This window comes from Prodigiosinella aquatilis, assembly GCA_030388725.1.
GTDB lineage: Bacteria > Pseudomonadota > Gammaproteobacteria > Enterobacterales > Enterobacteriaceae > Prodigiosinella > Prodigiosinella aquatilis.
The window spans coordinates 4,568,914-4,583,990 of sequence record CP128857.1 but is presented as its reverse complement, the minus strand read 5'-3'; the positions used below and the strand labels follow the sequence as shown (position 1 = coordinate 4,583,990).

General features: G+C 51.6%; 13 protein-coding genes. 10 read left to right on the top strand and 3 right to left on the bottom strand.

Annotated elements, in window-relative coordinates:
- Window positions 1–70 precede the first annotated feature (70 nt).
- The 5 genes from glpA (at window position 71) to gntR (ending at window position 6,380) form a co-directional block, all read left to right on the top strand.
- Window positions 71–1,714, top strand: a complete 1,644-nt coding sequence (gene glpA / locus PCO85_21360) for an anaerobic glycerol-3-phosphate dehydrogenase subunit A (protein WJV53655.1) — start codon at window positions 71–73, stop codon at window positions 1,712–1,714.
- Complete coding sequence (glpB, locus tag PCO85_21355; protein ID WJV53654.1) at window positions 1,704–2,966, top strand: glycerol-3-phosphate dehydrogenase subunit GlpB; 1,263 nt, start codon at window positions 1,704–1,706, stop codon at window positions 2,964–2,966. The genes glpA and glpB overlap by 11 nt, the downstream gene beginning before the upstream one ends.
- On the top strand, window positions 2,963–4,174 hold the full coding sequence (gene glpC, locus PCO85_21350) for an anaerobic glycerol-3-phosphate dehydrogenase subunit GlpC (GenBank protein ID WJV53653.1): 1,212 nt from the start codon (window positions 2,963–2,965) through the stop codon (window positions 4,172–4,174). The genes glpB and glpC overlap by 4 nt, the downstream gene beginning before the upstream one ends.
- Window positions 4,175–4,487: 313 nt before the next feature.
- On the top strand, window positions 4,488–5,183 hold the full coding sequence (locus PCO85_21345; GenBank protein WJV53652.1) for a pirin family protein: 696 nt from the start codon (window positions 4,488–4,490) through the stop codon (window positions 5,181–5,183).
- 201 nt (window positions 5,184–5,384) lie between these two features.
- Window positions 5,385–6,380 carry a gluconate operon transcriptional repressor GntR gene (gene gntR, locus PCO85_21340; GenBank protein ID WJV56167.1) on the top strand — a complete coding sequence of 332 codons (996 nt, stop codon included), beginning with the start codon at window positions 5,385–5,387 and terminating at the stop codon, window positions 6,378–6,380.
- Here gntR and PCO85_21335 read toward each other — a convergent pair.
- Window positions 6,352–6,900: a gluconokinase gene (locus PCO85_21335; GenBank protein ID WJV53651.1), complete on the bottom strand. Its 549-nt coding sequence runs from the start codon at window positions 6,898–6,900 to the stop codon at window positions 6,352–6,354. The genes gntR and PCO85_21335 overlap by 29 nt on opposite strands.
- A gap of 157 nt (window positions 6,901–7,057) precedes the next feature.
- Here PCO85_21335 and PCO85_21330 point away from each other — a divergent pair, with 157 nt between their 5' ends.
- Complete coding sequence (locus PCO85_21330; GenBank protein WJV53650.1) at window positions 7,058–8,434, top strand: GntP family permease; 1,377 nt, start codon at window positions 7,058–7,060, stop codon at window positions 8,432–8,434.
- Between the two features lie 68 nt (window positions 8,435–8,502).
- Here the strand turns inward: PCO85_21330 and PCO85_21325 are convergent, their stop codons facing one another.
- On the bottom strand, window positions 8,503–9,096 hold the full coding sequence (locus tag PCO85_21325) for a YhgN family NAAT transporter (protein WJV53649.1): 594 nt from the start codon (window positions 9,094–9,096) through the stop codon (window positions 8,503–8,505).
- A 203-nt stretch (window positions 9,097–9,299) separates the two neighbouring features.
- On the opposite strand from PCO85_21325, the gene asd reads away from it, so the two are divergent.
- Complete coding sequence (gene asd / locus PCO85_21320) at window positions 9,300–10,403, top strand: aspartate-semialdehyde dehydrogenase (GenBank protein ID WJV53648.1); 1,104 nt, start codon at window positions 9,300–9,302, stop codon at window positions 10,401–10,403.
- A gap of 108 nt (window positions 10,404–10,511) precedes the next feature.
- Here the strand turns inward: asd and PCO85_21315 are convergent, their stop codons facing one another.
- A complete protein-coding gene (locus PCO85_21315) occupies window positions 10,512–11,573 on the bottom strand; it encodes an MBL fold metallo-hydrolase (protein WJV53647.1) in 1,062 nt (353 codons plus the stop codon).
- 429 nt (window positions 11,574–12,002) lie between these two features.
- Between PCO85_21315 and nikR the strand changes: the two genes are divergently transcribed.
- From nikR to nikA, 3 genes are all read left to right on the top strand, one after another.
- Window positions 12,003–12,401 (top strand): nickel-responsive transcriptional regulator NikR, encoded by a 399-nt coding sequence (gene nikR / locus PCO85_21310; GenBank protein WJV53646.1) that lies wholly within the window; start codon window positions 12,003–12,005, stop codon window positions 12,399–12,401.
- Between the two features lie 283 nt (window positions 12,402–12,684).
- On the top strand, window positions 12,685–13,464 hold the full coding sequence (locus PCO85_21305; GenBank protein WJV53645.1) for a class I SAM-dependent methyltransferase: 780 nt from the start codon (window positions 12,685–12,687) through the stop codon (window positions 13,462–13,464).
- A 60-nt stretch (window positions 13,465–13,524) separates the two neighbouring features.
- The gene (gene nikA, locus PCO85_21300) at window positions 13,525–15,066 is read left to right on the top strand and encodes a nickel ABC transporter substrate-binding protein (GenBank protein WJV56166.1); all 1,542 of its coding nucleotides are present in this window, start codon (window positions 13,525–13,527) and stop codon (window positions 15,064–15,066) included.
- Window positions 15,067–15,077: the final 11 nt, after the last annotated feature.

Here is a 15,077-nt window from a genome sequence, read left to right as displayed (position 1 = left end):
TTATCAAACATTGTGGGTTGTTTTTATGCCCAAATGAATAATGGAATGATCAAGATGAAGTGAGGCGGCTATGGGAAACAACGGGTCCTATCGTGAAACGGATGTCATTATTATCGGTGGTGGCGCAACGGGGGCAGGAACCGCACGCGACTGCGCTTTACGCGGATTACGTTGTCTTCTGCTGGAGCGTTATGACATTGCGACCGGCGCGACAGGTCGTAACCATGGCCTGCTGCATAGTGGTTCACGCTATGCGGTGACGGACGGAGAATCCGCCCGCGAGTGTATTGAAGAAAATCGTATTCTGCGCCGCATTGCCCGTCATTGTGTCGAGCCTACTGACGGCCTGTTTCTGACGCTACCGGAGGACGATCTGGCGTATCAGTCGCAGTTTATCGCGTGTTGCCAGCAGGCCGGGATCAATGCCCAGGCTATCGACCCGAAAGAGGCTCTGAGACTGGAACCCGCTGCCAATCCATCATTGACGGGCGCGGTACGAGTGCCGGACGGTACTATCGATCCTTTTCGTCTGACGACGGCAAATATGATTGATGCGTGTGAACATGGTGCGGAGGTCTTGACCTACCATGAAGTCATCGGCTTGATTCGGCAGGGAGATCGGATCACCGGTGTGCGCGTTTTCGACCATAAAAAAGGTCTTCAGTCAGAAATCCATGCCCGGATAGTGGTAAACGCTGCTGGTATTTGGGGACAGCACATTGCGGAATATGCTGACTTACGAGTACGTATGTTCCCGGCGAAAGGGGCGCTGTTAATCCTTGGTCATCGCATCAACAATATGGTGATCAACCGCTGCCGTAAACCAGCGGATGCCGACATTCTGGTACCAGGTGACACCATTTCCTTGATTGGTACGACATCTACACATATCGATTACGATCAGATAGACAACATGATCGTGACGCCCGCTGAAGTGGAAACGCTGATGCGTGAAGGTAGCAAACTGGCGCCGCAACTGGCGAAAACCCGAATTCTGCGTGCTTATGCGGGCGTTCGTCCGTTGGTGGCTAATGACAATGACTCTACCGGGCGCAGTGTGAGTCGCGGCATCGTTTTGCTCGATCACGCCAGTCGCGACGGGCTGGAAGGTTTTATCACCATCACTGGCGGCAAACTGATGACGTACCGGCTGATGGCTGAGCGGGTCACGGATAAAGTCTGTGAAAAGTTGAATCACTCCGTGGTCTGTACTACCGCCTCCCGCCCATTGCCCGGTTCCGAAGCGGTGGTATCCGATAAACCGGTGGCCGCCTCATCACTCTCCGCTCCTTTGCGTGGTTCGGCGATTTATCGTCACGGACAGCGCGCTGAACAAGTGGTCACCGGCGATCGTGTTGACAGTAGTCTGGTCTGCGAGTGCGAAGCGGTAACGGCGGGAGAAGTGCGCTATGCAGTGGAGTCGCTACAGGTCAATAACCTGATCGACTTGCGTCGCCGCACACGGGTGGGCATGGGAACTTGTCAGGGTGAATTGTGTGCCTGCCGCGCCGCCGGGCTGCTGTGCAAACTGGGACAATCTACACCGCAGCAATCGGTAGCCCAACTCAGTCAGTTTTTAAACGAGCGTTGGAAAGGTATTCGTCCGGTTGCCTGGGGTAATACTCTGCGGGAAAGCGAATTTACCAGTTGGGTTTATCAAGGATTATGCGGCTTGACCGCCAGTGATTGTCAGGAGAACAGTGATGCGCTATGACGTGGTAATTATCGGTGGTGGCCTGGCGGGATTAACCTGCGGTATCCGTTTGCAGGAGCAGGGGAAACGATGTGCCATCATCAGTGCCGGGCAGAGTGCATTGCATTTCTCCTCTGGTTCTCTGGATCTACTGTCAGCCTTGCCGGATGGTACTGCTGTCATGCAACCCGTCGATGCGTTGGCTGCGTTAGCTGAACAGGCACCACAACATCCTTACACGTTGATGGGAAAGTCCTGCATAACACAATTGATTCCCGAGGCCGAAGCATTGCTGTCACGCAGCGGTTTATGGTTGCGAGGTGAAGGTTCGGGCAACCATCAGCGCATGACGCCATTAGGAAAATGGCGCCCATGCTGGTTAAGCCCGGCAGATAGCGTTACGCGTGGTTTGGCGGGGACACCAGAATGGCGTAAGCCGCTAGTGGCGGGAATTGACGGGTTTCTTGATTTTCAGTCTCGCATGGTTGCTGGCGAGCTACAGGCACAAGGCATCGCCGCTCACAGCGGCGATCTGAAATTGCCAGTTCTGGATCGGTTGCGACAAAACCCCAGTGAGTTTCGAGCGGTAAACCTTGCCCGTGTGCTGGACCAGCCAGCAAGTCTGGTGGGGCTAACAGAAGAGTTGATGCGGCTCTCGCATGACAATGATGCCGTTATCCTGCCTGCCTGCGTCGGCCTGGAATCCTCTGCGCCGCTGGAGCAACTGCGTAGAGCGTTGGGTAAACCGGTCGGGCTACTGCCAACATTACCGCCATCAGTGTTAGGACTGCGTTTATATCATGCGCTGCTGAGCCGTTTTCGCCTGTTGGGGGGGATGTTCATGCCCGGTGATCGCGTCCTGGGTTCAGTACAACTGCCGCAGGATGTGGCGATTTATACTCACAATCACGGTGATATTCCGCTGCATGCCAGACGGGTCGTGCTGGCCAGCGGTAGCTTTTTCAGTAACGGGCTGGTGGCTGAATTTGACCAGGTTTCCGAGCCGGTGTTCGGGCTGGATGTTTATTTCCATGCCCAACGCGAAGACTGGAGCCAGCCGAATGTCTTTGCGGTTCAGCCGTATCTGCAATTTGGTGTTATTACTGACAACCAATTTCATCCCTACATCAAGGGGCAGACTCAACCTAACCTATATGCCATCGGCGCGGTTCTACAGGGATTTGATCCATTGCAGCAAGGGTGCGGTGCGGGGGTATCGATACTTAGCGCTTTATATGTCGCCGATGCCGTGCTGATGGAGGATAAGCAATGAGCCTGACAGATAACAGTTTTGAGAATTGCATCAAATGCACCGTTTGCACCACGTATTGCCCGGTCTCACGGGTTAACCCGCTTTATCCGGGACCAAAGCAGGCCGGTCCTGATGGCGAACGTCTGCGTCGCAAGGATCCGGCGCTGTATGACGAAGCGCTGAAATACTGCACCAACTGTAAGCGTTGTGAAGTTGCTTGCCCGTCGGAAGTGAAAATCGGCGACATTATTCAGCGCGCCAAAGCCAGTTATAGCGAGCATAAGCCAACGCTGCGTGATGCCATCCTGAGCCATACTGACGTGATGGGTAGTCTTGCTACGCCTTTTGCCCCGCTGGTAAATACCGCTACTGCGCTGAAACCGGTGCGTCAGTTGCTGGATAAAGTGCTGAAGATCGACCATCGTCGCCAGTTACCGAAGTACTCTTTTGGCACGTTCCGTCGGTGGTATCGTCAACAGGCAGAGACGCAGCGTCAGTACAGTGAGCAGGTCGCCTATTTCCACGGTTGTTACGTTAATTACAACCATCCTCAGTTAGGTAAGGATCTGATCCGCATTTTCAACGCCATGGGGATTGGCGTACAACTGCTGACGAAAGAAAAATGCTGCGGTGTGGCGTTGATTGCCAATGGTTTTCTAGATCAGGCGCGCAAACAGGCCAACATTAATCTGACATCGCTGGATGAAGCCATTAATACCCGCTCGATTCCAGTAGTGGCAACTTCTTCAAGCTGTACTTTTACGCTGCGGGATGAATATCCACATCTGTTAGGTATCGATAATCATCAAGTGCGTGATGGTATTGAACTGGCAACCCGCTATGTTTACCGGTTGCTGGACCAGGGGCGTGAACTACCATTGCGTAGTTTACCGTTGCGAGTGGTCTATCATACGCCGTGTCATCTGGAGCGAATGGGCTGGACCGCCTATACGCTGGAGTTGTTACGGCGTATCCCTGATCTTGAACTGATCGTGCTTGATTCTCAGTGCTGCGGCATCGCCGGTACCTATGGCTTCAAGAAGGAAAATTACACTACAGCGCAGGGCATTGGCGCGTCGTTATTTCGTCAGATAGAAGAGAGTGGGGCCGATCTGGTGATTACCGACTGTGAAACCTGTAAATGGCAGATAGAGATGTCGACCAGTAAAGCCTGTGAACATCCGTTTAGTCTGCTGGCGAGGGCATTGGCACCGGAGTCCGTCGTATAAATTCAACGTGAGTAAAAAAATGCTTTACAGATGCGAATGATAATGATTATTATTAGTGCGCGTTCCGGGAAAGCCTGATGATAATGTCCTTGCGACACATTGCGGTTTTACTGTGAAGGCACGACATTGCTCACATTGCTTCCAGTATTTTTTAGCCAGCCACGTGCTGGCTTTTTTTTACTTCTTTATTTTTTTTGGAATTTATGTTTCCTAAAATTCCCGTTCGTATTTTTTGAACAGAGCGTTGAGTTTTTTGCGCTTTCTTATTCTCTTCCTGCCGCTAGACTAAAAAAAACATCGGGAGGAACGGACCATGATTTATTTACGCAAAGCCCATCAACGTGGACACGCCAATCACGGCTGGCTGGATAGCTGGCACACCTTTTCGTTTGCGGATTATTACGACCCTGACTTTATGGGATTTTCCGCACTAAGAGTGATCAATGAAGATCGGATTGATGCCGGACAGGGTTTTGGCACCCATCCTCACCGGGATATGGAAATTCTGACCTATGTGCTGGAAGGAACGGTTGAGCATCAGGATAGCATGGGTAACAAAGAGCAGATTCACACTGGCGAATTCCAGATTATGAGCGCCGGCACCGGCATCCGTCATTCGGAATATAACGCCAGTCAGGACACGTTGCTGCATCTGTACCAAATCTGGATTATTCCGGAAAAAACCGGGCTGGCACCGCGTTATGAACAGCGGCGTTTTGATGCTCCACAGGGGAAACAATTAGTGCTGTCACCAGATGCCCGTGATGGTTCCCTTAAGATTTTTCAGGACATGACGCTGTGGCGTTGGCCACTAAAATCACAGGAACAGTCCGTCTATCAGATTCAGGCGGGACGCCAGATCTGGATTCAGGTGGTACGCGGTACAATTGAAATTAACGGTCATCAGGCGACCACCAGTGATGCGTTGGCCATCAAGGATGAAACCGAACTCTCCATCCTCGCTGGCGAAGACAGTGAAATTCTACTGTTTGATCTGCCGCCGGTATAATGCCCATTATCAGGGTAATCTCACATTACCCTGATTTTCTCGGCTTACTTTCTTACCTAATCGTGAAAATATTCACGGTTTCCTGTCATTATTAATGGTCCAATCCATCGCTTGTACCTGCCGGATGCTGGATACATATTCTGCCAATTATTTTTTTGTTAGACTCCGAAAAATTTTTCTCTTAATGGATATCAACGGATGATAAAGAAGAAAAGACCGGTACTTCAGGATGTCGCCGACCGAGTTGGTGTCACCAAAATGACGGTTAGCCGTTATCTGCGCCATCCTTCTCAGGTTTCCCCAGCGTTGCAGAAAAAGATCGCCATAGTGCTTGATGAACTGGGCTACATTCCCAATCGTGCGCCACACATTCTGGCCAGTGCCACCAGCCGGGCGATTGGCGTGTTGCTGCCCTCGCTGACCAATCAGGTATTTGCCGAGGTGTTGCGTGGTATTGAGAGGGTAGCGGATGCTCATGGGTATCAAACGATGCTGGCGCATTACGGTTACGACCCTGAGAAGGAGCAGCAGCGGCTGATGTCATTACTGTCTTATAATATTGACGGATTGATTTTGGCCGAGCGTACACATACTGTTCGTACCCGTCAGATGATTGAAGTGGCGGGGATTCCGGTAGTGGAACTGATGGATTCAGTTTCACCTTGTCTCGATTTGGCTGTCGGGTTTGATAATGTGGAGGCCGCCCGGCAGATGACGCACTATATGATTGACCGGGGTTATCGTCATGCTGTGTATCTGGGCGCACGGTTGGATGAGCGCACTCTCATGAAACGTGAAGGTTATGAGCAAGCCATGCAGGCGTCTGGTCTGGTCAGCCACTGTGTCATGAGTGAAATTGCGTCGTCATATTCGCTGGGAGGAGAGCTGCTGCGCCTGGCTCAGGCAGAATATCCCCAGGTGGATAGCGTATTCTGCACCAATGATGATCTGGCGGTCGGTGCGATGTTTGAATGTGTACGGCAGGGATTACGTATCCCGCAGGATATGGGCATTGCCGGTTTCCACGGTCACGATATTGGTCAGGCAATGGTGCCCCGGTTGTCCAGCGTTCTGACACCGCGTGAGCGCATGGGGGAAATCGGTGCTGAACGTTTGCTGGCGCGTTTGCGTGGAGAGCAGATTACGCCAGCGGTGGAAGATGTTGGTTTTACGCTGTTGGCAGGGGAAAGTTTGTAGCATCAGTCAGACGTGCGCGCAATGCTGTCGCGCAACGTTTCACCACTTGTTCCAGTGTGCCGTCAATATCCACGGTGATGACGTCATGCTCGTCTTTCCCTGGTTCTTCCAGCGCATCAAACTGACTTTTCAGCAGTTTGGTTGGCATAAAATGTCCGGCTCTGGCTTGATGCCGTTGCACAATCATCTCGATGCTCCCTTTCAGATAGAGAAAAATCATTCCCTCCTCATTACCGTTGCGAAGTCGGTCACGATAGCGCTTTTTTAACGCCGAGCACACGATGATACCCGTCTCGTTTTTGTGAAACAGGCTGTATGCCGCATCGTTCAATCGTTCCAGCCATGGAGCCCGGTCGTCGTCGTTGAGAGGATGACCACTGGCCATTTTCTGGATGTTGGCACGGGGATGCAAATCATCCCCATCAATAAATTTCGCGTTAATTACCTTGGCCAGTGCCGCACCGACAGAAGATTTCCCGCTACCAGACACGCCCATCAAAATAATACATAGACCTGACATAATTTGATCTCCATCCCAAAATGTAAATTAAATGCATCATAGTAGTTTCGGATTTTAACATGTTACCGGTATCATGGCATGGGTAACAAATGGCGTTGTGATAGGTTTCACAAACAATTAGTCATACTAAAATAATGGCTGGAAGGGATAACAAATAATGACAGATATTACCTCTACCTACAGTGCCGGCCCGTTGTTGTTGATTGCCGTTGGTGCCGTTGCTTTACTGCTGCTACTGATCATGCGCTTTAAAGTTCATGCTTTTCTGGCGTTGACGTTGGTCAGTATCATCACTGCGTTGGTCACTAAAGTCCCCTATGATAAAATTGTTTCCACCATGTTAAGCGGTTTTGGCAGTACGCTAGCCTCCGTTGCTTTGTTGGTCGGCCTGGGGGCAATGATTGGTCGTTTGCTGGAAGTTACCGGTGGCGCCAAGGTCCTCGCTGATACGCTAATCAGTAAATTTGGTGAAAAACGCGCCCCGTTTGCGTTGGGTATTGCCTCATTGCTATTTGGTTTTCCCATTTTTTTCGACGCCGGTCTGGTCGTCATGCTGCCGATTATCTTTAGTGTCGCGAAGCGGTTTGGCGGCTCGACATTAAAGTATGCTTTGCCGTCAGCAGGGGCTTTTGCCGTGATGCATGCCTTGTTGCCGCCTCACCCCGGCCCGGTTGCCGCCAGCGAACTTCTCGGGGCCAATATTGGACTGATGGTACTGGTTGGGGCCGTCATTGCCTTTCCTACCTGGTATTTCGGTAGTTATCTGTTTGGTCTGGTGGCCGGTAGCAAGTTTGTGTTGCCGTTGCCGTCATTCTTTACCGATGATGTCGACGCTGATGAAACCCATACGCCACCCCGGTTTGGTATCGTGCTTAGCGTATTGCTGTTGCCGTTGTTATTGATCTCGCTCGATACCCTGTTAAATACTTTGACGGTAGCCAAAGTGGTTAACGGTGGTGACGTATGGGTACAAAGCCTGCGTATGTTGGGTAAAACGCCGGTGGCGTTGTTGATTACGGTCTTTTTTGCTCTGTGGATTTTCAGCCGGGAACGGAGCATGAAGCACCTGCAAAAAGTGTGTGATGGTGCATTAGGCCCGGTTTGTTCAATCATTCTGGTTACCGGTGCTGGCGGGATGTTCGGCGGCGTGTTGCGCGCCAGCGGTATTGGCAACGCTCTGGCGGAGATGCTTTCCGATACCGGACTGCCAGTGATTGTGGCGGCGTTTATCGTTTCGGCGGCATTGCGAGTCGCTCAGGGATCGGCGACCGTCGCGTTGACGACTACCGCCGCATTGATGGCTCCGACGGTAGCGGCGACGGCCGGTCTGAGCCAGTTTGATCTGTGCTTCATTGTGGTTGCGATTGCCGGTGGCGCCACCGTATTGTCACATGTGAACGATTCCGGTTTCTGGCTGGTTGGCCGTTTTCTGGAAATGGATGAGAAAACCACGCTGAAAACCTGGACCGTAATGGAAACATTGTTGGGTACCATCGCCTTCCTGCTGGCGGGGCTTGGCAGTTTATTTCTGTAAGGCGGAATAGGCGGATAGTTGTGTCGTTGAACGGTGGATTCCCGTGGGGGCGGGATCCACCGTTCAAGTTACAGTTTCATATAGGCGCGCACACCATCCAGGAACATCTGGGTGGATAGCATGACCAGTACCAGTCCCATCAACCTTTCCAACGCGCCGACGCCTTTATCGCCCAACAGACGCAGGAATACATTCGACATCAGCAAAATCACAAAAGAGATACCCCAGGCGATAAACAGCGCCAGCGCCAGGTGCAACAGTTGATACGGGTACTGGTGTGACAGCAGCATCAATGTCGCCAGTATGGACGGGCCGGCAACCAGAGGAATGGCCATCGGTACCAGAAAAGGTTCATCCCCGGCTGGCAACCCGGTGGAATCCCCTTCCTGTGACGGGAAAATCATACGAATAGCGATCAAAAACAGCACGATGCCACCGGATATCGACACGGTTTCAGTGCGCAGATTCAGCACTGCCAGAATTTTTTCTCCGGCAAACAGGAAAACCAGCATAACGCCCAGTGCAATAACCATTTCCCGCATCAATACGATGCGTCGCCGTTTGGGATCCAGATGTTTTAACACCGACATAAAAATCGGCAGATTACCGAGTGGGTCCATAATTAATAGCAACAGCACGGTTGCCGAGATCATTTCGGTCATGTTAGCGGTGGACTCCTTTAATCCCTGAACATCGGGCAGTGACCGTAATATTAGGTCTACTGCTGAAAAACCTTGTGTTATCGAATAAATTCACTTGCGACTTTGTGTACATTTTGTAAGGCTGAATGTCATCACTTTAAACTATGTTTACTGCCGTAACTGGCAGCCAGACTTCTTTTGTCATCCCAAGCAGGACAGTTACCATGAAAAATGTTGGTTTTATTGGCTGGCGCGGCATGGTCGGTTCGGTACTCATGCAGCGCATGGTGGAAGAACGCGATTTTGATGCGATTCGCCCGGTATTTTTTTCCACTTCTCAGCACGGTCAGCCAGCACCGACATTGGGTGGTCAGCAGGGTGTATTGCAGGACGCTTACGATCTGGACACGCTGCGGGCGCTGGATATCGTCATTACCTGTCAAGGCGGCGATTATACCAATGAAGTTTATCCAAAGCTGCGTGAAAGTGGCTGGCAAGGATACTGGATCGACGCCGCATCTTCTCTACGTATGAGCGATGACGCAATTATTATCCTGGATCCCGTTAACCATGGCGTAATTAAGCAAGGTCTGGATAACGGTGTTAAAACCTTTATTGGTGGTAACTGTACTGTCAGTCTGATGCTGATGTCGCTGGGTGGTCTGTTTGCTAACGATTTGGTGGAATGGGTGTCGGTTGCGACTTATCAGGCCGCATCCGGCGGTGGTGCACGTCATATGCGCGAACTGCTGGTGCAGATGGGGCAATTGAACGCTGAAGTGGCTAACGAGTTAAGCGATCCGGCGTCCGCGATTCTGGATATCGAACGGAAAGTCACGGCGTTGACGCGTAGTGGATCTCTGCCAGTGGACAATTTCGGTGTACCGCTGGCTGGCAGTCTGATTCCGTGGATTGACAAGCAACTGGATAACGGTCAAAGCCGTGAAGAGTGGAAAGGTCAGGCAGAAACCAACAAGATTCTGGGTACTCAGCGTGTGATTCCAGTTGATGGTCTGTGCGTGCGTGTTGGGGCATTACGCTGCCATAGTCAGGCATTCACCATCAAGCTGAAGAAAGATGTGGCGCTGCCGGAAATCGAACAGATGTTGGCAACGCATAACGACTGGGTGAAAGTGATACCGAATGACCGCGACATCTCCATGCGTGAACTGACACCTGCCGCAGTAACTGGTACGTTGTCTACGCCGGTTGGGCGTCTGCGTAAGCTAAACATGGGGCCGCAGTACCTGTCCGCGTTCACCGTGGGTGACCAATTACTGTGGGGCGCGGCTGAACCACTGCGCCGCATGCTGCGTATCCTGCTGTAGTTTCTGTAAAACAGGTGCATTCCCTGGCGAATGCGCCTGTTGCTGTACCCCCGTTACCAATAGGCCGGATTCAGTGTTACATTTGCCACTTAGCGTTCTACTTCCGGTTTAAAATTCACACTCTTTTTCCCAGGTAATCCGGCCAGACAACCTTTCTCCGATCTGTGAGGCGTTATGGGGTGCCACAAATGCGGGTAGAATCTGACTGGCGTTGGTGGTTTTTGCCAGCATCAGTTGATCTTGCAATCGGGGATGAACGTTCCAGGGTAGCCAGCGCGCTTTTTCCGCTTGCAGCATTGCTAACGCCGGTGTGCCACGTGCGATATAGCTGCCGAAGATAAAACGGAATGTCTCGGTCTGTTGACTCAGTTCGGCAGAAAGTCCGCTTTTTGCTGTGGCATCACAGCAGATAATCACATCATCCGGCTGGTAAGGCTGTGCGGTTTGCTGGGTCAGCAGTGTGGATAGTCTGTCCTTCACATATCCGGATAATTTCGGCAACTGTAAGGTGATTTCCCGTATGATCTGCGAGCAAAACCGCGGCATGATGCCGGACTCCATCAGATACAGCGCTATTTCTGGCGCACGACCCCAGGCCGGAACTGCAATGACGGCACCTTCCCGTGCCTGTTGTAGCAGAACGGATTTCTGTTCCGGCAACGACTGAGTGCGATCACCATAGGTGGCATCAGTGATCAGTAGTGCTGCCTGCGGAGGCAGATCGAAGGGGAAGACGTTGGATTCGGTACTCCAGTCGCCAGTGTAGGTCATGCCTGTACTTTCATTCGGATGCAGCCAGATACCACCGGGTGAGTGACCATTGCGCCCGGTGATGACTTTCAACGGGCCGATATGTCCGTGCCCGTGTTCCGGCAGGGTATGGCGATCTGTTTCGGCCACTATGGTGGTGGGGATCTGCTGCCAGACCATGGCGGTGGTGTAAACTGGCGGGTTGCCCCACTGGGAACGTAGCGCCAGCCCACCACAATGATCTTCATGGGCATGGCTTAGGTAGATGGCATCCGGTGGCGGTACATTCTGGATATCGGGCAATATCCCCGATTCTGGGCCCATTCCCAGGTCCAGCAGTAAACGAAATCCGCTTACTTCAACCATAAATGCGGCAGGGTGCTTTCCTCCTACTCCACTGATTGCGGTGAGTTTCGGCATTGTGTGTCTCCTTTCACAACAGCATTATACCGGCCAGTACAAATCGCTGGCGGGTAATGTTGGACCCTCAGGGGATTCATCAACACAGTATCTGTGTGGCCAAGAAACATCAGATAACCCACCATCACGACAATGCAGATGTTTCCCCCTTAATCTTGAAAGATAATTATCGGTCTGGGGGTTTGAACCTGTGAAGAGACCAACATAATGGCGATCTGCATCCCGTAGAGTAAACTGAAGAAAGCGATAATTACACCGGCAATGCATGCAGTTGCCAGCAATGGAAGTAAGGTACATCGGGCCTAAATTAGCGGTGTAATATTACAGAATGTTGACATATCGTGCCGTATCACTGACGCTGCAACCGGATGGAACATAGAGTATATAATGCGGGCTGGCAGTATTTTTCTTTTCCCTATGAGGATGACAATGCAAAGACTGACGATTTCAATGGACGACCAACTGGCGGAAGACTTTGACGAGCTGATGACATGCAAAGGTTATGCCAATCGTTCGGAAGCGTTTCGGGATATGCTGCGCCGTGAACTGGGGGAAATGACGGTGGCAGCGGATAAAGAAGCACACTGCGTTGCAGTGTTGAGCTACGTTTATGATCATCATGAGCGCCAGCTTTCCAGCCGTCTGGCGGGTATGCAGCATGACCATCATGACCTGACCGTCTCCACCATGCACATCCATCTGAGTCATGATGAATGCGTGGAAACAGTGGTCCTGCGTGGTATGACCTCACTGGTGGAACAGTTTGCCGAATCGGTGATTGCCCAGACCGGTGTGCGCCACGGCCGTCTTAATCTGATTCCGCTGTAATGCCAAGACCCACGATTCCGTTTTTTGCGCTCTGCTGAATATTATCTCTCCGGCTGCATTGTCTTGCGGCCCAAAACACGGTGGTAACGTGCTGCAATATTAAGCCAGATCAAGAAAGTATGATTTTTTATGAAAACTTCATACGCTGTAATTAACCCACACCAGACAATCTGTTATAAATCGGCACAGTAGTTTCCCTCTCCCTTTTTGGTATCCCGTCAAGCAGACCGCCGTGGGCAGAGGCATTTCCGACCAACATATTACCGATTAAAGGATGATCCGCGTGAGTCAACTTCTCCTTGATAAGGATAACCAACCGTTGCTGGAGGACGTCCAGCGTTATTGGAGCCATCGTGCTGCCGATTACAGCCAGATTAATGTTGCCGAGCTCGCTAATGCCAAACGAGTTGCCTGGCTGAGTAAAATTACCGAATATGCGCCGAATAAACCGGTGTTGCGGGTGCTGGATATTGGCACCGGGCCGGGTTTTTTCGCGATTACGCTGGCGCTGGCGGGGCATCAGGTTACGGCGGTGGATATTACGGAAGCGATGCTCGATCAAGCCAGGGAAAATGCAGAACATCATGGCGTATCGATCAATTTTGTCCGCTCGGATGTGCATAACCTGCCGTTTGACGATGGCAGCTTTGATCTGGTGGTTTCTCGTAACGTGACCTGGAATCTGGATGCTCCACAGTGTGCCTATCAGGAATGGCGGCGAGTGTTGATGCCCGGCGGACGAATGGTGAACTTTGATGCCAACTGGTATCTGCAACTGTTTGATGAGGCCAGCCGTCTGGGGTATCTGGAGGATCGCGCTAATGCCCGTTATCTGGGGCTGGACGATCACTACGTCAACACGGATACCACTGTGATGGAAAACATCGCCCGCCAACTGCCGCTCAGCCGTGAGCGTCGCCCGCAATGGGATACTGCCGCACTGCTGCACTGCGGTTATCACAAAGTGATGCTGGATACCCGCGTTGGCGAAACGCTGTGGGATGAAACGGAGAGAGTGAATTACGCCTCAACGCCACTATTTTTGGTGTGCGCGGAAAAATAAGCCAAAGAGATCACAATGAAACGTGTTCAAAATCTGATCCTGCTGCTGTTTACCGGCTTGATGATGGCGTTTGGTTTGCCTGCGGCGGAATCCCGTCCGGATAGTACAACCACGCTGCAATACGCCAGTACCAAAGATATTCGTGATATTAACCCGCATCTTTACCGTGGGGAAATGGCTGCGCAAAATATGGTGTTTGAGTCGTTGGTCATTAACACTAACGATGGTGTAAAACCTTGGCTGGCGCAGCGCTGGGACGTTTCACCGGATGGTAAGGTTTACACCTTCCATCTGCGCCCGCATGTTATGTTCAGCGATGGTATGCCATTTAATGCGCAAGCGGTGAAACTGAACATTGATGCTGTGATGGCCAACTATCAGCGGCACGCCTGGCTGGAACTGGTGCAACAGATTGACCATGTGGCGGTTGTGGATGACCTCACTGTGGCGTTATATCTGAAAAATCCCTACTACCCGACGCTGATTGAACTGGGGCTGACACGGCCTTTTCGTTTTATCTCCCCCCGTAGTTTCATCGATGGTCAGACTAAAAATGGAGTCGGCGGCTATAGTGGTACCGGGCCGTGGCTGTTGACCCAACATGTGAAAAACCAGTACGCGGTGTTTGCCGTTAACCCGAATTATTGGGGGCGTCAGCCACGCATTTCGCGTGTGGTATGGCGAGTCATTCCCGAACGACAGAGTATGTTGATGGCACTGAAAAAGGGCGATATTCAGCTTATTTACGGTGCGGATGGCGACATGTTGAACAGTGACAGCTTTATCGCGTTGCAAGCCGCCGGAAAGTTTCATACCGACATCAGTGAACCGGTAGCGTCACGGGCATTAGTGCTCAATAGCAGTCGCCCGATCATGTCGGATCGACAGGTTCGGATGGCGCTGGAATATGCGGTGAATAAAGAAGCACTAGCGCAGGGCGTCATGTCGGGCAGTGAAAGCGTAGCGGATACTCTACTGGCGCGTAGTGTGCCATATGCCGATATCCCTGACCTGCCGATCTACCGCTACAATACGGCAAAAGCCAATGCGTTACTGGATACTGCTGGCTGGACATTGCCCCGTGGCGGAAAGATGCGCCAGAAACAGGGTAAAACGCTGCAACTGCTCTTCTCCTATAACAGTAATAATGCTGGCGAACGGGATATCGCCGAGATGGTGCAGAGTGATTTTCGGCAGGTTGGCGTGGATCTGGTGTTATTGGGTGAGGAAAAGCAGGCCTATCTGGACCGCCAGAAATCCGGTGATTTTGATATTCAATACTCGTTATCCTGGGGAAAACCTTACGATCCGCAATCTTACGTCTCTTCTTTTCGCATTCCGGCTCACGCCGATTATCAGGGGCAAAAAGGCTTGCCAGATAAGGCCGACATTGACCGTATGATCGGCGAGGTGCTGATCGCGCATAATGAAGTGGCTCGTAAATCACTGTACCGGCAGATTCTGACGACACTGGCGAATGAATGTGTGTATATCCCGCTGACCTACTCGCGGACCAAAGCGGTGTTCAGCCCACGTCTGCAAGGGGTTTCATTCAATCCCTCTCAGTACGAAATCCCGTTTGAAAAGATGTTTTTCCGCTGATTCCGGGTGGT